Genomic DNA, 22332 nt, shown 5'->3' with positions numbered 1-22332 from the left:
ATACATGGGCACTCAGACAGACGCCATCGTTGTTGGCGGTGGTTTGGCAGGTCTTGTTGCGGCAACCGAAGCCGCCGAGGCCGGTCTTAAGGTTGTGATCCTTGAACAAGAGTCCGAGGCCAATCTGGGCGGTCAGGCATTCTGGTCCCTAGGTGGGCTGTTTATGGTCGACACACCGGAACAGCGCCGGTTTGGCATCAAGGACAGTTTTGACCTTGCATGGGCTGACTGGCGCGGGGCCGCTGGCTTTGACCGTGACGAAGACCACTGGCCACAAAAATGGGCGCGGGCCTATGTCGAATTTGCAGCGGGGGAAAAACGAGAGTGGTTGCGCAGCATGGGACACCGCATTTTCCCCGTCGTCGGCTGGGCAGAGCGCGGCGGGATTGATGCGTCATCTCACGGAAACTCAGTCCCACGGTTTCACATCACTTGGGGGACCGGTCCGGGCACTGTCGAAGTGTTTGAAAACAGGGCACGCGCCATGGCAGACGAAGGAAAGATCACCTTCAAATTCCGCCATCAGGTGGATGACCTGATCATCGAAGCGGGCGCTTGCGTTGGTGTAAAGGGATCAATCCTTGCCGAGGATAACGCGGATCGTGGCAAACCCACCAACCGCGATGTCGTGGGGGATTTCGAAATGCGCGCCCCTGCCGTGATTGTCTGTTCCGGTGGCATCGGCGGGAACCTTGATCTTGTGCGACAAAGTTGGCCCGAAAGACTGGGCAAACCACCCAGCGCAATGATCAAAGGCGTACCCGCACATGTTGATGGCCGCATGATCGGGATCAGCGAAGGTGCCGGTGCCAACACCATCAACAAGGACCGGATGTGGCACTATGTAGAAGGCGTGCGCAACTGGGATCCAATCTGGCCGGATCATGCCATTCGTATTTTGCCCGGCCCGTCGTCGATGTGGTTTGACGCCACCGGCAAGCGCATGGTCGAACCGAATTACCCCGGATATGACAGTCTTGGATCGCTCGAAGCCATTATGAAAACGGGCTATGACTATACATGGTTCATCACCACACAGAGCATCATCAAGAAAGAATTCGCCCTCTCCGGATCGGAACAGAACCCTGATCTGACGGGCAAAAACTGGAAAATGGTTGCCGGACGCGCCTTTGGTCCAAAGGCGACAGGCCCGGTCGAAGCCTTCAAGGAACATGGCGAAGACTTTGTTGTGGCGGACACCCTGCCCGAGTTGATTGCCAAAATGAACGGGGTTGCCGGAACCGATTTGCTGGACGTCGAACAGGTTCAGCGCCAGATCGAAGACAGGGACCGTCAACTCGACAACAAATTCACCAAAGATCAGCAGATTATGGGGATACGCACCTTCCGTAATTACCTAGGTGACAAACTGATCCGCACTGCCAAGCCGCACAAAATACTCGACCCGAAACATGGCCCGCTGATTGGCGTTCGGTTGAATATTCTCACGCGCAAAACTCTGGGCGGGCTGGAAACCGATCTGGGGGGGCGCTGCTTCCGTCACGAAGAAGGGCGCGGTGCCCAAGTGATGCCCGGACTTTATGCTGCTGGTGAAGTGTCAGGCTTTGGCGGAGGTGGATATCATGGCTATCGCGCACTGGAGGGAACATTCCTCGGCGGGTGCATTTTCTCGGGACGTCAGGCAGGGCGCGCCGCGGCAGGCGATGTAAAGTAAGGCATCACATCAGGGCGCGAAACAGCCGATCGTTTATTCAACGTCTCTGCTGTTTGCCGTCACGCAATTGCGGGCTTGGACCTGAAACGAGCGTGCAGGAGGCGCCATTGCGGTGTTCTCCTGACCTTGCGTCCGGCTTGAACGGTGATCAATCCGCTTCATAATGCGCGAAACAGGAGTGGGTGCATGACAGAGGTCGGTTTTATTGTGGCGTTTCTCGCGGCCCCCGCGTTGATCCTGTGGGCTGCCCGATTTGTTCCACTGGCCCAGCGCCTTGGTCCCATCGTGTTGTGCTATATCGGCGGGCTGGCCCTTGGTTTGTCAGGGTTGCTTCCCGAAAGCGCCACGGCCCCGCGAACAACCGCGACCGAAGTCAGCCTGGCCCTTGCGTTGCCATTGCTGCTGTTCTCTGTCGACATTCGGTCCTGGGGGCGTGTCGCGGGACGGGCAATGGTGTCGATGCTATTTGCGGTGATCGCAGTTGTGGCCGTAGCAACGGCCCTGTTCATCGTGTTTTCATCGCGCGGAGTGGACCAGCCCGAACAATTGGCCGGCATGGCCGTGGGCATGTACACCGGAGGCATTGCGAACCTGGGCGCTATCAAGCTCGCCCTTTCAATCCCTGACGAGCGTTACCTGCTGTTTGCCACAGTCGATACCGTTGTGGGCGCTGTCTATCTTTTGTTTGTCCTGACGACAGCCCCGCGATTGGTATCAACCTTTTTGACGCCCTTTCCGAAGGAGGCGATGATATCTCAGGACATTGAAGACAACACTGACGCAGAAAAAACGCGAAAAAACATGATCGCGGGATCTTTGATTGGGTTGCTGTGTGCCGCGGTTAGCGTGGGGTTGGCGGTTGCGCTGGCACCTATTTTTTCCTTCGCCAGCCCCGACATCATGGTGATCGTTTTGTTGACGACCTTCGGTCTTGCGGCATCGCTGATCCCGCAAGTGCGCGACAACCGGTACGCAACACCCATCGGAATGTATCTGATCTATGCGTTTTCCTTTTGTGTCGCGGCGGCCATGGATTTGACGGCCTTGAAAGATATGGATCTTTCGGTTCTGATTTTTATCGTGCTGGCAACCTTTGGTAGCCTCACCCTTCATTCGCTGGCCTGTCGGCTGGCAAAGATCGACGGGGATACTTTCCTCATCACCTCTGTGGCGGCATTGATGTCGCCTGCCTTTGTGCCGATGGTCGCGCGCAGCCTTGGCAATCCCGCGATACTTATCTCGGGCATGACAACCGGCATTTTGGGCTTCGCGATCGGCAACTACCTTGGCATCACGATTGCACTGATGCTTGCGGCCATTTGAACAGGAAAAGGATTAGAACATGGATCACATGCGCCTGCCGGAACAAGGCCGCCCGGAAGACGAAATTCTGGACGACCTCAAGCAGTTTTCTGAAGACGACCCTGATTACAAACATGGCCGCGTCTGGAGTCTTGTTTATCACCTTGATCAGGCCCACGAAGATTTCACCGCAGCGGCCTATCAGCAGTATTCCTCTGCGAACGGTTTGAATCCGGCGGCTTTCAAAAGCCTGAAACGCATGGAAACCGAGATTATTTCGACTGTTGCGGGGTTGTTGAACGGCGGGCCTGACACCTGTGGTGTTGTCACGGCAGGAGGAACAGAAAGCTGCCTGATGGCGGTCAAAACCTATCGCGATATGGCGCGCGCCAAACGTCGCGTGAAGACCCCCAATATGATTATTCCCGCGACCGCGCATGTGGCATGGTTCAAGGCCGCCGGATATTTTGGTGTCAAAGCTAGACTGCTTCCCATGACCAAGGATTTTGGCACCGATATCAAAAAGCTCAAAAGCATGATCAATCGCAATACGGTGATGATCCTTGGGTCCGCTCCGGAATACCCGCATGGAACGATTGATCCGATTGCAGAAATGGGCCAGATCGCTAGCGAAAAAGGCGTTCCCATGCATGTGGACGCATGCGTTGGGGCCTTCATCCTGCCGTTTATGGAAATGAACGGCATCCCCCTGCCCGAGTGGGATTTCCGCGTGCCGGGTGTTACCTCGATTTCTGCCGACCTGCATAAATACGGCTATACCGCCAAAGGCGCGTCGACGATCCTGTATCGTGATCTTGATACGTTAAAACACCAGATGTTTGTGTATCAGGACTGGCCCGGTGGGGTCTTTGCTTCTCCTGCCCTTTTGGGGACGCGTCCCGGCGGGGCCTATGCGGCGGCTTGGGCCGTGCTTCAGAAAATGGGGATCGACGGGTACCGTGAGCTTGCCGCACAGACAACGGCGGCGGTTGAGACGTTGAAAGCAGGTATCAACGACACCGATGGCCTGCGTTTGTTGGGAAATCCGCAAGGGCCTCTTCTGTCTTACGGCTCGTCTGATCCCAAGCTCAATATCTTTGCAGTCGCGGATCAACTGGAGGCACAGGGATGGAATGTTAACAGGGTTCAAAACCCCGATGGCATTCACGCCATGGTCACGGCCAAACACAACGAGGTTGCAGAAACCTATGTCAATGATCTGAAAACTGCTGTGGCCTCTGTCCGGTCAAACCCGGACCTCGCGAATTCAGGCAGCGCGGCAACCTATGGCATGATGGCCCATGTGCCCCTGCGGGGCATGGTCAAAACCCGTGTTCTCGACATTTTTGCCGAGATGTATCGGGCCGGCGGTGGCCATCTGGATCTTGACGACAGTGCGAAGCCCTCTCTCTTGGAAAGAGGCATGGCGCGCTATGTGCGTTGGAAATCACGGCGCAGCTAGGCCGCAACACCTTAGAATGTCGGCGGCGTGCAGGCGCTGACCACGACACATTTTTCAGGACCAACCTGCCGAAAACGATGGGGCGTTCGACTATCAAAATAGTAGGCGTCCCCCACCCCGAGCACTTTGCGTTCCTCGCCCACCGTCACCTCTACGCGACCGGACACCACGATCCCGCCTTCTTCGGCGTCATGGCCGTACATGACACGCCCCGTATCGGCCCCAAGATCATAGGTTTCCAACAGGATCATCATCGCGCGGCCATAGAGGTTCGCGCCCACCTGTTTCAGGGACAAGCTGCCCTTGCCGATCTCGGTCAAATCCTCGGCGGCATAAAATACCGTTTTCTCACCATCCGGTTCATAGGCGAAAAAGTCAGATAACCCGATAGGAATGCCCTCGAGAATTCGCTTCAGGGCGCCGACAGACGGGTTCACTTTACCAGCCTCAATCAAAGAAATGGTAGAGTTGGTGACCCCCGCCTGTTTGGCCAGGGCCCGTTGTGACAACCCGGCCCCTTCCCGCAAGGCGCGCAGCCTTAGCCCCACCTCCAAGGCATCCTGATCAATGTTTGGCATGTTCATTACTTTCAACACTGCAATTCCGATACCTTATATTTCAATGCATTACCGTAAACAAGAAATAGACTTATTGGGCATTATCAAACGATGTACAGTCACCCGATCACAATCGGGCTCGGTGAGTCCGCCTCTTGGAAAGGACACACCATGTCTAACGCAGAACTCTCCAATCGACGCGACACCGCCGTTGCGCGCGGTGTCGGAATGCAGACCCAAGTGTATGCCGAACGCGCCCTGAACTCGGAAGTCTGGGACGTCGAAGGCAATCGCTATATTGATTTTGCGGCGGGTATTGCCGTTGTAAACACCGGACATTGCCACCCGAAAATTCTGGACGCGGTCCAGAAACAAGCCGCCAGCTTTACCCATACCTGCCATCAGGTGATGCCATACGCGAACTATATTCGTCTGGCCGAGCGCCTGAACGAAAAAGTGCCCGGCGACTTTGAAAAGAAAACCATTTTTGTCACCACAGGTGCGGAAGCCGTTGAGAATGCCGTGAAAATCGCGCGCGCCGCAACGAACCGCCCCGCCGTGATTGCCTTTGGCGGTGCCTTTCATGGCCGTACCTTTATGGGCATGACCCTGACGGGCAAGGTTGCGCCATATAAAAAAGGTTTTGGCGCGATGATGCCTGATGTCTATCACGTGCCCTTCCCGATTGATCTGCACGGCACCTCGACCGAGGATGCACTGGGCGCGATCACCAAACTGTTCAAATCCGATCTCGACCCCGAGCGGGTTGCGGCCATCATCATCGAACCTGTGCAGGGTGAAGGCGGATTTTATCCTGCACCGGCCGAGTTGATGCGCGGCCTGCGTGCCCTGTGTGATGAACATGGCATCATCATGGTCGCGGATGAGGTTCAGACCGGCTTTGCCCGTACCGGAAACCTGTTCGCCATGGACGGCTATGACGTTTGTGCCGATATCACGACCATGGCCAAAGGTCTGGCCGGTGGCCTCCCCCTCGCGGCGGTGACCGGCCGCGCCGACATCATGGACGCAGCCGCCCCCGGCGGGTTGGGTGGCACCTATGGCGGCAACCCTCTTGGGATCGCGGCAGCCAACGCCGTTCTTGACGTGATCGAGGAAGAAGACCTGTGCAACCGCGCGAACGAACTCGGCTCGCGCCTGAAGCAACGTCTGGAATCCATCCGCGAACGCACCCCAGAAATCGTCGACATTCGCGGCCCCGGTTTCATGATTGCCGCCGAACTCAACACTGCTGATGGCAGTGCCCCCAACCCCGAAATGGCAAATGCCGTCCGCGCCGAAGCCTTGTCGCGCGGCCTGGTTCTGCTGACCTGCGGTGTCTATGGCAATGTGATCCGTTTCCTTGCCCCCCTAACCGTGCAGGACGACATTTTTACCGAAGCTATGGACATCCTGGAAGCGTCCATCGACGCCGTGAAAGGCCACTAAATGCTGGATACTCAAGTGACAAAACTCTCGCTGAAAGATGACTCGCTTCTCGAAACACGCGCCTATGTGAATGGCGTGTGGATCGAAAAGGATGCAACCTTTCCCGTCTATAACCCTGCTACGGGTGATCTTATCGCCAATGTGTCCGACCTCTCGGTCGAAGACACATCAGCCGCGATTGATGCCGCCTATGCAGCCAAGGCCGACTGGGCCTCTTGGACCGGCAAAGAGCGCGCAGGCGTTTTGCGCAAATGGTTCGATCTCATGGTTGAGAACGCCGATGATCTGGCCACGATTTTGACCGCTGAGATGGGCAAACCCTGGGCCGAAGCCCGTGGCGAGATCATCTATGGGGCGTCGTTCATCGAATGGTTCGCGGAAGAAGCCAAACGCGTCTACGGCGACGTCATCCCCGGACACCAGCGTGACAAGCGCATCGTTGTTCTGAAACAGCCCATCGGCGTTGTCGGATCGATCACGCCATGGAATTTCCCCAACGCGATGATCGCACGCAAAGTGGCGCCTGCCCTTGCTGTCGGGTGTACTTTTGTGGCGCGCCCCGCCGAACTGACCCCGTTGTCGGCACTGGCCATGGCGGTGCTTGGCGAACGCGCAGGCATCCCCGCCGGGGTCCTCAATGTGATCCCGTCGTCGGATTCTGCCGGGATCGGCCAAGAGCTTTGCGCAAATGAAAAGGTCGCCAAGATCACCTTCACCGGATCAACCCGCGTTGGCAAAATCCTGATGAGCCAGTGTTCCGATACGATCAAGAAAATGTCGCTGGAACTGGGCGGCAACGCGCCGTTCCTCGTGTTTGACGACGCCGATATCGATGCCGCCGTCGAAGGCGCGATGATCGCCAAATATCGCAACAACGGCCAGACCTGCGTTTGCGCCAACCGCATCTATGTGCAGGCCGGCGTGTATGATGAATTTGCAGCCAAGCTCAAAGCCAAGGTCGCCAGCCTGAGCATCGGCGACGGGTTTGCCGATGGCATCACAACCGGCCCTCTGATCAACGAGGCCGCCGTGGCCAAAGTCGAAGACCACATCGCTGATGCTGTTGAAAAAGGCGCCACAATTGTCGAGGGCGGCACGCGTTCGAACCTCGGGGGAACCTTCTTTCAGCCAACGGTTCTGACCGGTGTGACCCGCAAGATGAAGGTTGCCAAGGAAGAAACCTTTGGTCCGGTTGCCCCCCTGTTCAAGTTCGAAGATGAAGCCGACGTTGTTGCAATGGCAAATGACAGCGAGTTCGGTTTGGCCTCGTATTTCTATAGCCGTGATCTTTCACGTGTCTGGCGTGTGGCAGAGGCTCTGGAATCCGGCATGGTCGGCATCAACACAGGCCTCATCTCGACCGAGGTCGCCCCTTTCGGCGGTATCAAACAGTCGGGTCTTGGCCGTGAAGGATCCAAATACGGAACCGAAGACTTCCTCGAGATGAAATACCTGTGCATGGGCGAAATCAACTAACCCAGTTTGCGTAGAGATTTTTAAGGGGCGGCTGTCTATACAACAGCCGCCCTTTTGCATGTCATTCTGACAAAGCCCCAAACAGCACAGGCGATAGCGGACTTGCCGTGCGCTAAACCTCTGGCACTTTGTCGGGATTTGGGTACAGATATTCGGGCACAGCATCCCTTTTGGCGGAGACACAACATGGCTTTTAATCAACCCCTTGGTGGAAACGAAATGCCACGCTTTGGCGGGCTGCCCACGATGATGCGCCTGCCCTATCAGACGTCACCCGAGGGGCTGGATGCGTGCTTTGTCGGGATTCCGATGGATATCGGGACATCCCACCGGTCAGGAACACGTTTCGGACCACGGCAGATCCGCGCCGAAAGTGCGATGATCCGCCCTTATAATATGTGGACCAAGGTGTCGCCGTTTGATTCTCTTCAGATCGCGGATATCGGGGATATCGCGATTGATACCTTTGACCTCAAACAGTCTGTCAAAATTATCGAAGACGCATATGACGAGATTTTGCAGCATGACGTCATTCCTCTGACGTTGGGCGGGGATCACACCCTCAGCTATCCAGTTCTCAAGGCGATTGCCAAGAAACACGGCCCCGTGGGCTTGATCCACGTCGACGCGCATGCGGATATCAACGACCTGATGTTTGGCGAAAAAATCGCCCACGGCACGCCCTTCCGCCGCAGCCATGAAGACATGCTTCTTGATCCGGCCCGCGTTTGCCAGATCGGTTTGCGCGCCACAGGGTACGAGGCTGGCGATTTCGACTGGCCCCGCGAACAAGGCTGGCGCGTCGTGCAGGCCGAAGAAATCTGGTACAAGTCTCTCGCCCCCTTGATGAAGGAAGTGCGCGAACAGATGGGTAACGGCCCCGTCTATGTGACCTTCGACATCGACAGCTTCGACCCTGCCTATGCCCCCGGCACAGGCACAACTGAACCGGGCGGTTTGACGTCACACCAAGGGATCGAATTGATCCGTGGCTTGGCCGGATTGAACATCGTCGGCTGTGATCTTGTCGAGGTGTCGCCGCCCTATGACCAGACCGGCGCGACCGCAAACCTTGCAGCAAATATTCTGTTCGAAATGCTGTGCGTGTTGCCGGGCGTCAAGGCACGCAGCTAGCGGGTCAGGGCAAAGACCAACGCCACAAAAACCCCATAGCACAAAATCGCATATCGCCCGTTCCACTTCCAGGTGAGGGTCGTTGGGGGAATATTGCTGACTGCGGAAATGACCAAAGTCGCCGTTGCATTCGGAGAGGCCGCCATGCTGAGCGCCCATCCGAAACTCAGCGAAAACACGGCGAGCGTGGGGTCAACGTCAAGCCCGGGCAGTTCGGACAAAAGCCCCCCGAGGAACACCACAAAGATAATCGGGCTAAGCGCAATCTGACCGCCAATCGTAATAATGACGGGCACGGCGCAATAAAACACAAAGGGCGAGAAAGACGCGGTCTCGATCCACGCAGCAATGTCTTCGACCGGTAACAGATAAATACTCACGCGCCCGATATACCCCGACAGACCCAGCGCAATCGCACTGCGCAGCAAAGAGGGGGCGGCGCCCGTCAGAATACCCACTGTGGTTTGCATCCCTTCCTTAAAGGGTTTGGTCTTTTGCTGCGCCAGCAGCCAAAGCACGGTTGCACTCGGGGCTGTGATGACCAGTGATTCTGCCACCGTGAAACCAGCGGCAAACTTGAGCGCATAGGTGGCCGCAAACAGTCCTGTGCAAATCAAACTGACCACTCTGATCGCTTGCGATGGGCGCTCGGGCATAATGCGCTCTGGTCGTGCAACGGGACGCCCCCAATCGTGGCGGTCCATCAAAAGACCCAGCAAGATCATTACCGCTGCGGTACACAGCCCCAAGCACACAAGAAACGCATAATCCACCTCGACGAAAAGCCCGAGCAGGACAGCTTGGGTCAAGGTGGTGGGTGCCCACAACAAAATCCACGAAAACCCTCTGATCAGCGCCGACATCTGGCGTTGCTCTGTCACTTTCACCGGTTCCGAAATGGAATGTTGCGCGCCTTTTTGCACCAGAGGCGCCATCAGGCCGGGCGCGCCAAAGTTCAAAAAAGCTCCCAAGACATGGGTTCCCAAGGCGACGGATAAAAACCGCTTTTGCGCAGGCTGGGTTGTCAGATAGATGCCAACATCCACAATCGCCCGTGATCTGGCAGCGGCTTCTTTCATGCTGGTTAAGACGGCAATGAAAACACCGATAAATGCGGCAAGCCCGAGGGCAGACCCGATAATTTCATCAGCATTCGGGTGCCGCACCAAGGCAATCGTCAGAACAGCCGCCAGCCCCATCAACGATTTTTCGCGCACCGAACATACCGGCAGCCCCAGAATACAAACAAAGACAAACCACCCGCGCGCAAACCACAGTACAGCAGTTAAGAGGCTTTCAAATGCTTCGGACGAGGCAAAAACCAAACGAAAGATCTCGGCGATCATCAAGACAAACAGAGCCAGCGCCAGCCATCTGGTGCGTCTGGGTAACGCAGAAAATGAAATTGACTCCGACACGTTCTGGACCTTTCAGATTTGTCGATTTTTTAATACAGTAGATAGATAAGTAGGTTTTTTCGAGGCCCAAATGTCAGATTTGTTTATGTCAGTGACCAAAGGTCATAACGCTGCGGGATCGCAACATCACTGTGATGCGTTGTTTAGCGGTTTTTGGTTTTCCAAAGGCGAGGCCAGTGTCGGTCAACGGCATGCCCGACGCAATGAGGGAATTCTTCTTAAGAACGAGGAGCAGATTTCATTTTCCGGCCCAAAAGCAACGGATTGGATACGGTTCGACATCACGCGCGATGCGCCCGTGGACGGGGCGTTGCTGGCGTCAAAAATTGCCTTGCCGGCCCAACCCGAAAATGCGGCCTGCCTGCTGCGCTTGGATCAGGTGACCTTTCCCACTGGTGCGGCGGCCTATCGGCATGTGCATCCGGGGGATGGCATCCGGTTTCTTGTGAACGGCGAACTGCGCGTTATCGCAGACACCCACCAAGACACCGCTAAGGTAGGAAGCGCATGGTTCGAGGCGGCCAATTCACCAGTGCGCGCAGAGGCCAGCACAACCCATTCACAAACCAGCTTTGTGCGGTTCATGGTATTGCCCGCCGCTTATGTGGGGCAGCCGACAATACGCATTCTGGACGAAGCCGAAGCACAGCTGCCGCGCAAACAGGTCACACAACGCCATATTGACGAACTGGCCTATCTCTCGCCGGGATAAGTGCCGGACAGCGATGACTCGCGCCAGCCTTCTGCAGGCTCTTCCGGCTCGGAAAACAGGCCCGCGTGGCGGATTGCTTCGATCGCGCAGTATTCGTCTTTGTCGGATGTATCTCCACTGATCCCGACGGCGCCAATGGTGAACGCTTGTTCGTCGCGCACCAGCACGCCCCCCGGAACCGGTATCAAGCGACCGTCCGAAGCCGTGGCCAGCGCCGCCTGAAAGGTTGGTCTGCTGGCAAGGCGATCCCGGATCAGACGGCTGGAAATTCCCATACCCAGCGCCCCCCACGCCTTGCCAAAGGCCACGTCGAACCGGATGATCCCAGAGCCATCTTCGCTTTTGACCGCAATCAGTTTCCCGCCAGCATCCAAGACAACAACGGTCAGCGGCAACAGGTTTTCTTCGCGCCCCAACCGCAACGCTTCATCCACGATAACAGAGGCGTGATGCAGGGACAGACTGGTTTGAAGACGCATGGGGACCTCTGGTTCAAGAAAGAAGATTAGGCAGCCAAGTCACAATCTCTGGGAAGGCGAGCAAGACGGCAATGGTAATTACATCCGCGATAAAGAACAGGGCGATCCCGCGAAACACTTGCCCCAACGAGATATCCGGACGCACGCCATTCACAACAAAACAGTTCAGACCGATTGGAGGGGTGATCAGGCACACTTCGGCCATTTTGACCACGATGATGCCAAACCAGATTGAATCAAATCCCAATGCGATTACCGCCGGATAAACGACAGGAAGTGTCAAAAGCAGCATCCCGATCGCATCCATGAACATGCCGAGCACCGCATAGGCAAGCAAGATACAGATCATGATAACCATCGGCGGCATATCAAGCTCGAGGATCCACGCCGTAAAGGCTTCGGGAAGGCCGGAAAACCCAAGGAAGCGGACAAAGATCAACACGCCCCAGATCAATGAGAATATCATCACCGTCAGCTTTGCAGACTCCATCAATGATCCGCTGATCGCCTTGAACGATGCCCCGCGCAAAAGTGCCACGACAAACACAACAGCCGCGCCCAGCGCGCCTGCCTCGGTTGGGGTCGCCCACCCGCCATAGATCGCCGAGATGATGATAACGATCACGATGAAAATGGGGGACACACCTGGAAGGGATTGAATCCGGTCCTTCCATGTATAGCCTGAGACAGACGGCGCTTCGTGCGGACGGATCATCGCCCAGACAATAATGATGCCCGCGTAAATCAAGGCGGATACGGCACCGGGCAGGAACCCTGCCAGCAACAGCTTGCCAACAGATTCTTCGACGATGATGGCGTAGATCACAATGATGGCCGAGGGCGGGATCAAGGTGGCGAGCGTCCCACCGGCAGCAACAACCCCTGCGGCCAGTTTCTTGTCATAGCCGTATTTGAGCATCTCGGGAATTGCGACGCGCGAGAAGACGGCAGAGGTCGCTGTGGATGCACCCGAAACGGCGGCGAAACCAGCGGTCGCAAAGACGGTTGCCACCGCAAGACCGCCCGGCACCCACCCAAACCATTTACGCGCGGCATCAAAGAGTTGCTGCGTCATGCCAGCGTGAAACGCCAGAAATCCGATGAAAATAAACATCGGCAGAACGCTCAACGCGTAGGTCGAGGATTTGGCATGCGGAATGGTGCCGACGATACCCGCCGCCGGTCCCCAGCCCAAAAGCTCGACAAGGCCGATCAACCCCACAACCGAGGCTGAAAAGACAACCCGCACGCCGGCGAACGTCAGCGCCAGCAGCAAAACGAGTGCGATAATGCCAACCAGAAACGGGTCGGAAAAGCCGATACCAAAGATCATTGCTTGTTCTCCGATGCGGCGTCATCGCCCATTACTTCGTGAATTTCATCCTGAGCCTGTTCGGCCACGGCTTTGGCGGTCACCACGGCGACAGGTGCCAGAGACGGATCAAGGAAAAGCCGGATCGCCCCCCACAGCTGTGCGAGCAATCTCAGAAACCAGAGGGAAAACGCGATGGGAACCAGAAGTTTGGAAGGCCAAACAGGAAACTCTGCATCAATCGTCGTATCGCCCAATGTGAAGGAACGATAGAAGTGCCCGCTGCTGTACCAGATCAACACACCGATGATGAACAGCGCGACCAGTGTTCCAAAAATTTCAGCCGCCCAAAGCGTGCGCCCGTGAAGGCGCCCCACCAGCAGCTCCATCCGAATGTGCGCGCCTAGCCTTTGGCAATACGCCGCGCCCAAAAAGGCCATGCTCGCCATCGAAAGTTCGACCAGATCGATATAGCCCGTGATGGGCGCGTTAAAGATAGAGCGCAGCCCGATCTGCAGGACGCCCAGAACCATCAGCATAAAGATCGCAGTGGCCGCAAGGAAATTGGCCACATCTTCGAACGGCATCAGCATGCGATCAAATCGGGACAACAATGATTTCGGATGGGAGGTATCTTGCACAACATATTCCGTCGTTTGCAGAGACCGGCCCCAATCGGGGCCAGTCATTTGGTTTGTCTGCCTTACTTGGCTTCTTCGGCGTAGGACCAGACAGCGTCAAAAAGACCTTGGGCGTCGAACTTGTCGCTGTTTGCCGCGATCCATTCATCCCAGACCGGCTTGCCTGCCACTTCACGGAATTCTGCAAGCTGCTCGTCAGAATAGGTGACCTGCGCCATTGTTTCCTGAAACACCGGCAGGTTCTTTTTGTCCTGTTCGGCATAGGCTGCCTGCGTTGTTTCCATAATGGTTTCGCGCTGGCTCATCAGGAATTCCTGATACTGCGGTGGCAACGCTTCATAGGCGGTCTTGTTAAACAGCCAACCACACTCGGACGTGCCGGGGGTCAGGTTTGTTGTATACCAATCGGCCTCATCACTGATCTTGAACGACACATGGGCATAAGTGAACGGGAAGGCCGCAGCATCCAAGGCACCACGCTGGAAGGCGGTTGAGGTTTCACCTGCGGGCAAGGTCTGTTTCACTGCCCCCAGTTTTTCCAGAGCCGACCCAAGGCCACCGCCTGCACGCACGCGCATGCCTGCCCAATCGCTCAGATCATTTGGCGCTTTGCCTTTCCCAAGGATTTCGTATTGCGGCAAAAGTCCAGACACATATGGAATGGCGTTCCAACGCTCCATATCCGCAATCAATGCAGGGTGCTCAAACAGTTTAGAGCGCACATGACGGTCTACAGCGGGATCGCCCAGAGGCAGGAAAGGCAGCGAGAACACCATCCAGGCCGGATTTTTGCCGGGGTGATAGAAATTGCAAATCGCGGCGCCCTCAAAAGCGTTCAGCTTCAAGCCATCAAGGTTTTCACGCGCACCAGACAACTGGCCGCCGTAAAAGATTTTGATCTGGAAATTGCCGCCTGTCGCTTCGGCTGCATTCTTGGCCATTTCTTCCATACCTGCAGATAGCGCACGAGGGTTCCCCCACATGGAAATCTTCCAGAATACCTTGGGGCCTTCGATTTCGGCAGCCGTCGCCGCCGTACCGGCCAGCATAGATGCCGCAAGAAGCGTATTTATTAATGTTGAGCGTCGTTTCATTGGTTCCTCCCTGTGGGTGGGGCTCGAATTAATTCGATACTTTTTCACCCAATTGTTATAAAAATCGATTTTATCGACATTTTTCCCCTTGTGTCTATATATTTCGTTCAGGGGTGGCCGCTTACATTTCCTGCAGGCATAGGGAAGACAGCCAGCATTGCGCCAAGCGCGCTAAGCTAGTCGAATTTATCCATTCGCTTTCAATACGTTAAAATTTCGAGAGGGCGTTCAACGGCTCTGCGGAACCCATTGAGACAACTTACGCTTTGAATCTTTAGGTTTGGCGCGTGTCATACAGGCTATCGATGACGAACAGCCTCACCGCTTGATCTGCGCTGCGCCACTCGGGATTCTCGTGGAGAAATCGTGAGTTTGCCCTTGGACAACACGCAGGGCGCCCAAACGCAAAACCTCTTATCGCTGTCCCAAACTGCGCCAGATCATCGGTGTTTGTGCAGATTGTGCCTCGGCCAAGGCGTCTACCAGATGTTTGTGCCCCGGGGCCAGCTTGCAAACAGGATCGGTTGCATTGGCATCGCCGGCAATGGCCAGCGCCTGACACCGGCACCCGCCGAAATCGATCTCTTTGCGGTCACAGGTCTGACACGGATCAGGTAACCAGTCTGTCCCCCGATAAGCATTGAAAGCTTCGCTTTTGTACCAGATGTCAGACAGGGATTTGTCCTTAACATTTTCAAAGCTCAATGTCGGAATGGTCTGGGCCGCATGACATGGCAAAACCGTTCCATCGGGTGTCACATTCAACCCGGCAGAGCCCCAACCACCCATGCAGGCCTTGGGGTAGTCGGCATAATAATCGGGGGGCACAAAATCAAAGGCCATGACACCGCGCAGGCGTTTCTCTGCTTCGGCGACGATGCGTTTGGCACTTTCGGTTTGTTCGCGGCTTGGCAGCAATTGCGACCGGTTCTGCGAGGCCCAGCCATGAAATTGCACGCAGGCCACCTCAAGACGTCGGGCGCCCAGTTCAACAGCCATTTCAATCGTGCGTTCGAGATCATCCAGATTGTGGCGATGCATCACGGCATTCAGCGTCAGCGGGATGCCCCGTTCGGCAATGTCACCGGCCACTTTCATCTTGCGATCAAACCCGCCTTTATAGCCCCCGACCCAATCGGCAAGGTCCGCCGTTGTGCCTTGCATCGACAATTGGATGTGGTCCATCCCTGCCGCCTCAAGCGCATCCAGACGCCGCGGTGTCAGGCCAATGCCGCTGGTGATCAGGTTCGTATAAAGTCCATCGTCATGGGCCCCTTGCATCAGGTCAACAATGTCGTGCCGTGATGCGGGTTCTCCACCGGACAGATGAAGCTGAAGCACGCCCATGTCTGCCGCCTGTTTGAACACACGCAACCATGTGTCGGTGTCCAATTCGTTTTCTTTCGCAAGAAGATCAGTCGGATTTGAACAATAGGGGCAAGCCAAAGGGCATCGATGTGTCAATTCGGCAAGCATCGCGATTGGCGCAGGAACATTCATGTCTTCGGGCCCTTCACGGCAATAAACATCCGCGCGCGCAACCCTGCCAGAAAGCGCTGCACATCCTGCGAAATCTGGGTTTCCGGCGCGGCATAAGTGGATGCCAGATCTTGGACCAGCGCGCCAAAACTTGTGGCACCGTCAATGCGGGACAGGATTGCTTCGCCGATGGGATCAAGAGCCACGGCCTTTTCCGGCCCCAGCAAAACTTTGCCGCCTCGCACGCGATCTTCGACCACTCTTACGCCGCGTGGCAGGAATGGCCGGTCCTCTTGCTGAAGGGCAAGGCTCACGCCATGCCCTCGCCGGGTTGCCAGGCACCGGGCGGAATGCGCCCCGGTTCGACATAAGCCCCCCAAAGCGCATCCAGTTGCGCCCAAAGAACATTGGTTTTGAAAATCAGCGCCCCGCACGCCGCATCCTGCTTTTCCGGGGTGTCGGCATGATCCAGAACCCAAGCCAACCCGAATTTTACGTCTTTCGGGGCCTCGGTCAGCCGTTTCTTGAAATAGGACATGCTTTCGGCATTCGCAAAATCATAGTGTTGCAACATGCCTTCAATGCGACGCTCATGAATGGATGGCGCAAACAATTCGGTCAATGACGAGGCCACCGCCTCGAGCAGCGGCATGTCACGCACGTATCGGATATAGGCATCTACAGCGAATTGCGTGGCGGGCAAAACACCGCGCCCCGACGCAACGTAGTCAGGGTCCAGCCCCACCGCCTCGGCCAGTTTCAACCAGCGCCGGATGCCCCCACCTGCATCGATGTCACCATCATGATCTTCAATGCGTGATCGCCATTCGCGGCGCATTTGCGGGTCGCTACAGCGCGACAGGAACGCGGCATCTTTCATCGGGATCGCCGCCTGATAGGCCCAGCGGTTGATCACCCATGCCCTGACCTGATCGGGAGTACACTGCCCCGAGTGCAACTTGTGATGAAACGGATGTTTGTCGTGATATCGCTCGGCCCCGATGGCCATCAGCCGGGCTTCAAGATCTTGCGACGCTGTCGCATTCCGGCTGTGGGCGTTCATATCGCGATCTCCATCCCGTCAGACGCGACCGTCCAGCCGCTGTTGTATACTATTGCCCGTTCTGGGCCGTCCGGCTGCCAGACCGGGTTTGTGTTATTGATGTGTATAAAGGTTTTTCCGGCACCAAGATGTTGCAGGCGCGCGATCGAGCCGTCATCGCCGCTCATCGAAACATGGCCCATGCGCCGCCCGGTTTTCACGCCGGTGCCTGATTGGATCATCTCGTCGTCTTGCCAAAGGGTGCCGTCAAAAAAGACCTGATCGGCATCTTGCAAGATGACCAAAAGATCGTCGGTCACCTCGGCGCATCCGGGAATATAGTATGCCACTTTGCTCCCATCGCTCAGACGGACGCCCACAGTCTGTTCCCCGACAAGGTCGGTCTTCACCTCTGCGCCTTCCATAAACAAAGGAACTTTGCCCGGAACCGGAAACACCTGTGCCTGAAGGCCTGTCAAAAGATCAAACGACTTGCCGATCTGAAGCGGGCGACGTGTGACCTTTTCGGCCGAGACCGCATCGAAGACGCGGTTTTGCGCCAGCACTTCTAGAATTTCGGACGTCGCAAACAGATCAAACGGGGTTTGCTCTCGCAGAGACAAAAGCCCCGCGATGTGGTCAATATCCCCGTTGGTGATCAAGACCGAGGCCAAGGGGGTGTCGCGCAAGCTGCGCGGATGCATCTGCGGACAGTTTTGCAGCTGTCCCCTGATATCGGGCGATGCGTTCAGAACCGCCCAGTCTTTACCATCAAGTGTCACGGCCAACGATGATTGGGTCGCAGACTCAATCTTGCCACTGCGGGCATCGCAGCAATTCGGACAGCCGCAATTCCATTGCGGAAGTCCACCACCAGCCGCAGCCCCAAGAACCAAAAATCGCATGGCCGTGCCTTAACCTGCGTCGATCAAAACAGATCGCGTTCGTAGTCGCGGCCTTCGTCTTCCGACGGCGCATACATGTTGATTTCCATGCCACAGTTTACTTCTTTGAGTTTGGGTGCAGTCCAGGCCATTTTCGTCCTCCATTGGCTGGTTGATCCGAAAACACTAGCAATCGAACCTTCGCGACAGTATTGGCCTTTAGTCGTAGGTCGCATTTGCGACCATAGTCGCATAGGCCCAAGTCTGTGAAAGACCTAGCCTCTCGCCATGCGCGTTATTCATATTATCCTGACCAGTCTGCTGTTGATGTCTGCCGCAATCGCGCAGGCATCTCCGCTTGAGCGCGATACACTCGCCACTTTGATCATGCCCCCCTTTTCGCTTGGGGATCCCGTGAATGACAACGGGGTCTATTCCTTGTTGAACTCGGGTGGCGCAGAGGCGGGATATGTCTTTGAAACCGAACCCCTTGCCCCCCTGCCTGGTTTTTCGGGCGCTGCAATCAACGTGTTGGTCGTTCTTGATTTGGAAGGCAATTTTCTGGACGTTCGTCTTCTGGAACACAACGAACCCATCTTTGTTTCCGGGCTTGGAGAGGCCCCCTTCCACAAGTTTTTCGAGCAATACCCCGGCCTGTCGATCTCGTCGTCGATCGTGGTTGGAACCCCTTATGGCGATGGCGGCTCTGGCGGGTCGCTGGTGTATCTTGACGGGGTGACCAAAGCCACGGCCTCGGTGCGGATCGCCCACGAATCCGTCATGGGTGCCGCGCTTGCCGTGGCCCGCGAGAAGATGCAGGGAATCTCGACGCAACCTCCGGCGCACCCCAAGCGCGACTATGAAGAGGCTCTCACTTGGGACGATTTGGTGACCCAAGGGTTGGTAACACGCAAAACGGTGACCAATGCAGAGATCGATCAGGCTTTTGCCGGAACGCTTTGGGAAGACGATGACCCCGAGGCCAAGGATGATCCCGAAGGGCGTTATCTTGATCTTTGGGTTGTTGATCTGGGCCCGCCCGCAATCGCACGCGCCGTTTTGTCTGACGACGGTTTTACCGAACTACAGGAATTCTTATCCATTTCGCCGGAAGACGAACCCATTCTGGTGGTGGACACCGCCCGTCACGGGTTGGTCAGCCCCGACTTTGTGCGCAATACGGCGCCGGACTGGCTGTCTGCCGAGCAGGATGGGTTTCCCGTTGCTCTAAGAGACAGCGACCTGTTGGTCGATCTGTCCCCCGATTTGCCAGACGCGATTCAGGACGGAGCCATGATGATCCTGCGCACCGACAGACGTCTTGGGTTTGATCCCGCGCGTGAATGGATCCTGAATGTTGCGGCCATCCGTGAACACGGCATGTTCCAGCCGGAAACCGAAACCCGAACCCTGACAGTAAAGCACAGCACTGATGAACGCTTCTTTGAACGTCCCGGTGTCGTGAAACCTGTTCCGGCCTGGCTTGAAGCGGTGCGCGGGCGCCAAGGGGATTTGATTGTCCTGACGCTCTTTCTGACTGTGCTGACCGGCGTGTTGCTTTTCGCCCAGAATCCGCTGGCCAATGTCCCCGCATTCACCCCGTTGCGGCTGGCGATCCTCGCCTTTGTGACCGTCTTTATCGGGTGGTGGGGTCAGGGACAGCTGTCAATTGTTACCGTGCTGGGGGTCATTCGCACGCTTTACGAGGGCGGATCGTTTGCTTTCCTTGTCTATGATCCGTTTTCGCTCGTGATCTGGGGCTTCACGATCTTGGGGTTTGTTCTTTGGGGGCGCGGGTATTTCTGTGGATGGCTGTGCCCCTTTGGGGCCCTGCAAGAGTTCGCACATCATCTTGGCCGGAAGCTGCGTTTGCCCCAATACGATTTGTCCCCGCTCTGGGATGCCCGCTTCAAGGCGCTCAAATACCTGTTGTTGCTCGGACTGGTTGCAACCGTTTTTGTTGCGCCCGACAACGTCGACAAAGCCGCCGAGGTCGAACCTTTCAAAACCGCAATCACAACCCTGTTCCAGCGCGAATGGTTTTATGTTGCCTACGCCGCGATCTGGCTTTTGTCTGGGATGGTTCTGTTCAAAGGGTTCTGCCGGTATGTCTGCCCCTTGGGGGCCATGATGGCGATCGGCGGATTACTACGCGGGCGCAAATGGATTGAACGGCGCGAAGAATGCGGATCACCGTGCCAGTTGTGCAAAGTGAAATGCAGCTATGGTGCGATCCGCAAAACCGGAGAAATCCAGTACTCGGAATGTTTCGGATGCCTTGATTGTGTGAGCATTCACAACGACCAGACCCGCTGTGTGCCTCTGATCATCGCCAACCGTAGATCGCAGAAGCGCCCCCAAGAAGCGGCAGAGTAATCCCTTCAGATCACGGCGCCCCGCCGCTCTGGTCGGCAGGGAACAAGCAAAACACCCAAGAATTTGAGCGCACGCCAATGGCGCACGCTCTCTGATGTCGGAACTATTCATAGTTTATGAAGAGTTAACGCAACTCTGGTGGACGATAGGTCAAACCGTAGTCTGCAAAGATCGCCTCAATGCGCCCGTCCTGAATGGCAGCATAGATCGCATCATCCACGGCATAGGCCAAAGGCCGATAGGCAAAGTGCACCGCGACGCCCGCTGTCCAGCTGCCAACCGCAAACCCGGGCAAGGGGGGCGTGTGTACCGCCAACCCGTCCTGCAGGTCCGCCTCGAGTTGCGCCAAAGGCCCCATCGCTGCCATCGTCTCGGCCTCTGAAAGAGCCTGCATGGCGTCTGTCATCGACGGGAAGCGCCGCACATTGTGTCCAAGCTGCCCGCCGGGAAAAGACGACAGGTAAAAGTCGGCGATTGAATCATTTTCGACGGCAACAGTGTCAAACCGGAAATAGGCCGGAACCGGCGGGTCTTCCGGATAGGCATCTTCACGATAGGCAATGGCGATTTCTTCAACGTGATACTGGCCGTTAAACACAACCTGTTCGACGCGGCATGCAAAGTTGCTGTCATAAGGGACATGCAACATGACATTTGCAACGCGGCCGCCTACGATGGGGCCTTTCCAGATCCAATTACGCAGGTCTGTCTGCAAATCTTCGCCGGGCGCGACAAGGTTAAAGCGGGCCTCGACCCCCAAATCCTGTGCAATGATGCGGCCGATCTCGATGTCGACGCCGCGCGCCTTGCCGCCCTCTTCAAAGGACCAGGGCGGAAAATCTTCATAAGCGGCGAATGTGATGAAACCCCGCTCCTGAATGGTATCAAGGTCCTGCCCCACACGATCACGAGAGGCATTCTGGGGTTTTGCTTGGGGCACATAATCCTCGCACCGGGCGTTTGCCGCTTGCGAGAAAGCGCAGCTTGCCATCAGGGAGAGAAGAAGTCCAGTACGACGTGAAATCATGTGCCCCAATCTTTGTGTTCTAGTGTGCAGCCGAAAGGCCAACGGTCAACGCTTCTGCCGCAGCCGAGAAATTTGGTTCCGACCCGGAAATCAGATAGGCGGCACGGAAGGCCACGCTATCTGCGATAGGTGCGCCGGAACCGGTTTCTACGCCATTGGCAATTGTTTCCAGCTCGGCCTGAAGGGCCACGGCATCGCCGCTTGCTCCGTCTGCCATAGCATCCAATTCATCACGGATTTGCAACAGGCGTGGTGTTGCTTCGTCCAGTTCACCGTCATCTGGGCGCGTTTCGAGATATGTGCGGATTGCCCAAGCGGCCTTTTGACCAAGCAACTCGCCAAAGGCTGGCATTTTTGTGATGCCATTCTGGGTGTATCCGACCTGAAAGCGTTCGACATACCATTCGTCACCGTATTCTTCGGCTTCCAGATACCGCAGGTCTGGTGCGAGGCCGCCCGAGACACCGCCCAAGCCATGACAGCGCGCGCAGTTTTGGTTGTATCCGCTGTCTCCGATCTCGATGGCCGCTTTCCAGACCTCATCGCTTTCAGCGCGATAAGGGTTTTCAATCAACCACTCTTCACCAACATCCGGCAACGCGTCTGTATTCATCGGTTGAGGGGCAACATCCCCATGTGAATGCGCAATCGAGGTCGACACAATCAGGCCCAAAGCGGCCATAGGTATTCTGAACATAGGTTCCTCCCGTTCGTCGTATGCTGGAACAAACACTATCCAACCTCGGCTATCCGTTGATACGAGACTTAAGTTTGAGATCGCCACAATTTCCATACGACCTTGGTCCTATGGCG

Annotated in this window: 21 protein-coding genes; 8 read left to right on the top strand and 13 right to left on the bottom strand. The window is 56.2% G+C overall.

The features are described 5' to 3' along the window. The first annotated feature begins 4 nt into the window (after window positions 1-4). The 3 genes from PH7735_RS17475 (at window position 5) to PH7735_RS17465 (ending at window position 4439) form a co-directional block, all read left to right on the top strand. Window positions 5-1675, top strand: a complete 1671-nt coding sequence (locus PH7735_RS17475) for an FAD-binding dehydrogenase (RefSeq protein WP_058312715.1) — start codon at window positions 5-7, stop codon at window positions 1673-1675. A 186-nt stretch (window positions 1676-1861) separates the two neighbouring features. After that, window positions 1862-2998 (top strand): DUF819 family protein, encoded by a 1137-nt coding sequence (locus PH7735_RS17470; protein WP_058312714.1) that lies wholly within the window; start codon window positions 1862-1864, stop codon window positions 2996-2998. Between the two features lie 19 nt (window positions 2999-3017). Then, entirely contained in the window at window positions 3018-4439 is a 1422-nt protein-coding gene (locus PH7735_RS17465) for a pyridoxal phosphate-dependent decarboxylase family protein (RefSeq protein WP_058312713.1), read from the top strand. 11 nt (window positions 4440-4450) lie between these two features. On the opposite strand, the gene PH7735_RS17460 is transcribed toward PH7735_RS17465, so the two are convergent. Then, window positions 4451-5017: a cupin domain-containing protein gene (locus PH7735_RS17460; RefSeq protein WP_199535003.1), complete on the bottom strand. Its 567-nt coding sequence runs from the start codon at window positions 5015-5017 to the stop codon at window positions 4451-4453. 150 nt (window positions 5018-5167) lie between these two features. On the opposite strand from PH7735_RS17460, the gene PH7735_RS17455 reads away from it, so the two are divergent. From PH7735_RS17455 to speB, 3 genes are all read left to right on the top strand, one after another. After that, window positions 5168-6445: a 4-aminobutyrate--2-oxoglutarate transaminase gene (locus tag PH7735_RS17455; RefSeq protein ID WP_058312711.1), complete on the top strand. Its 1278-nt coding sequence runs from the start codon at window positions 5168-5170 to the stop codon at window positions 6443-6445. Further along, a complete protein-coding gene (locus PH7735_RS17450; RefSeq protein ID WP_058312710.1) occupies window positions 6446-7921 on the top strand; it encodes an NAD-dependent succinate-semialdehyde dehydrogenase in 1476 nt (491 codons plus the stop codon). A 186-nt stretch (window positions 7922-8107) separates the two neighbouring features. Continuing rightward, window positions 8108-9055 (top strand): agmatinase, encoded by a 948-nt coding sequence (gene speB / locus PH7735_RS17445; protein ID WP_058312709.1) that lies wholly within the window; start codon window positions 8108-8110, stop codon window positions 9053-9055. Here the strand turns inward: speB and PH7735_RS17440 are convergent. Continuing rightward, on the bottom strand, window positions 9052-10473 hold the full coding sequence (locus PH7735_RS17440) for a hypothetical protein (protein WP_058312708.1): 1422 nt from the start codon (window positions 10471-10473) through the stop codon (window positions 9052-9054). The two genes, speB and PH7735_RS17440, sit on opposite strands and share 4 nt — an antisense overlap. Window positions 10474-10543: 70 nt before the next feature. On the opposite strand from PH7735_RS17440, the gene PH7735_RS17435 reads away from it, so the two are divergent. Then, window positions 10544-11185, top strand: a complete 642-nt coding sequence (locus tag PH7735_RS17435; protein ID WP_058312707.1) for a cupin domain-containing protein — start codon at window positions 10544-10546, stop codon at window positions 11183-11185. Here the strand turns inward: PH7735_RS17435 and PH7735_RS17430 are convergent. From PH7735_RS17430 to pqqA, 9 genes are all read right to left on the bottom strand, one after another. After that, on the bottom strand, window positions 11167-11664 hold the full coding sequence (locus PH7735_RS17430; RefSeq protein WP_058312706.1) for a GlcG/HbpS family heme-binding protein: 498 nt from the start codon (window positions 11662-11664) through the stop codon (window positions 11167-11169). The genes PH7735_RS17435 and PH7735_RS17430 overlap by 19 nt on opposite strands. Window positions 11665-11677: 13 nt before the next feature. Then, a complete protein-coding gene (locus PH7735_RS17425) occupies window positions 11678-12997 on the bottom strand; it encodes a TRAP transporter large permease (protein WP_058312705.1) in 1320 nt (439 codons plus the stop codon). Then, the gene (locus PH7735_RS17420) at window positions 12994-13617 is read right to left on the bottom strand and encodes a TRAP transporter small permease subunit (protein WP_233488346.1); all 624 of its coding nucleotides are present in this window, start codon (window positions 13615-13617) and stop codon (window positions 12994-12996) included. Before PH7735_RS17420 ends, PH7735_RS17425 begins: the two co-directional genes overlap by 4 nt. A 62-nt stretch (window positions 13618-13679) precedes the next feature. Next, complete coding sequence (locus PH7735_RS17415; protein ID WP_058312703.1) at window positions 13680-14711, bottom strand: type 2 periplasmic-binding domain-containing protein; 1032 nt, start codon at window positions 14709-14711, stop codon at window positions 13680-13682. Between the two features lie 414 nt (window positions 14712-15125). Next, entirely contained in the window at window positions 15126-16211 is a 1086-nt protein-coding gene (pqqE, locus tag PH7735_RS17410) for a pyrroloquinoline quinone biosynthesis protein PqqE (RefSeq protein WP_058312702.1), read from the bottom strand. Beyond that, on the bottom strand, window positions 16208-16504 hold the full coding sequence (gene pqqD / locus PH7735_RS17405; RefSeq protein ID WP_058312701.1) for a pyrroloquinoline quinone biosynthesis peptide chaperone PqqD: 297 nt from the start codon (window positions 16502-16504) through the stop codon (window positions 16208-16210). The genes pqqE and pqqD overlap by 4 nt, the downstream gene beginning before the upstream one ends. Next, window positions 16501-17253: a pyrroloquinoline-quinone synthase PqqC gene (pqqC, locus tag PH7735_RS17400; RefSeq protein ID WP_058312700.1), complete on the bottom strand. Its 753-nt coding sequence runs from the start codon at window positions 17251-17253 to the stop codon at window positions 16501-16503. Before pqqC ends, pqqD begins: the two co-directional genes overlap by 4 nt. Next, entirely contained in the window at window positions 17250-18137 is an 888-nt protein-coding gene (pqqB, locus tag PH7735_RS17395) for a pyrroloquinoline quinone biosynthesis protein PqqB (protein ID WP_058312699.1), read from the bottom strand. Before pqqB ends, pqqC begins: the two co-directional genes overlap by 4 nt. A 23-nt stretch (window positions 18138-18160) precedes the next feature. Continuing rightward, window positions 18161-18268 (bottom strand): pyrroloquinoline quinone precursor peptide PqqA, encoded by a 108-nt coding sequence (gene pqqA / locus PH7735_RS17390; RefSeq protein ID WP_058312698.1) that lies wholly within the window; start codon window positions 18266-18268, stop codon window positions 18161-18163. A gap of 136 nt (window positions 18269-18404) precedes the next feature. Between pqqA and PH7735_RS17385 the strand changes: the two genes are divergently transcribed. Further along, window positions 18405-20492 carry a 4Fe-4S binding protein gene (locus PH7735_RS17385; RefSeq protein WP_058312697.1) on the top strand — a complete coding sequence of 696 codons (2088 nt, stop codon included), beginning with the start codon at window positions 18405-18407 and terminating at the stop codon, window positions 20490-20492. A 124-nt stretch (window positions 20493-20616) separates the two neighbouring features. Here the strand turns inward: PH7735_RS17385 and PH7735_RS17380 are convergent, their stop codons facing one another. Together PH7735_RS17380 and pedF are read right to left on the bottom strand one after the other, a co-directional pair. Further along, window positions 20617-21519 (bottom strand): substrate-binding periplasmic protein, encoded by a 903-nt coding sequence (locus PH7735_RS17380; RefSeq protein WP_058312696.1) that lies wholly within the window; start codon window positions 21517-21519, stop codon window positions 20617-20619. 19 nt (window positions 21520-21538) lie between these two features. After that, entirely contained in the window at window positions 21539-22216 is a 678-nt protein-coding gene (gene pedF / locus PH7735_RS17375; RefSeq protein ID WP_058312695.1) for a cytochrome c-550 PedF, read from the bottom strand. Window positions 22217-22332: the final 116 nt, after the last annotated feature.

The organism is Shimia thalassica (assembly GCF_001458215.1).
GTDB lineage: Bacteria > Pseudomonadota > Alphaproteobacteria > Rhodobacterales > Rhodobacteraceae > Shimia > Shimia thalassica.
The sequence above is the reverse complement of the archived record's forward strand: the minus strand, read 5'-3'. Positions and strand labels throughout refer to the sequence as shown.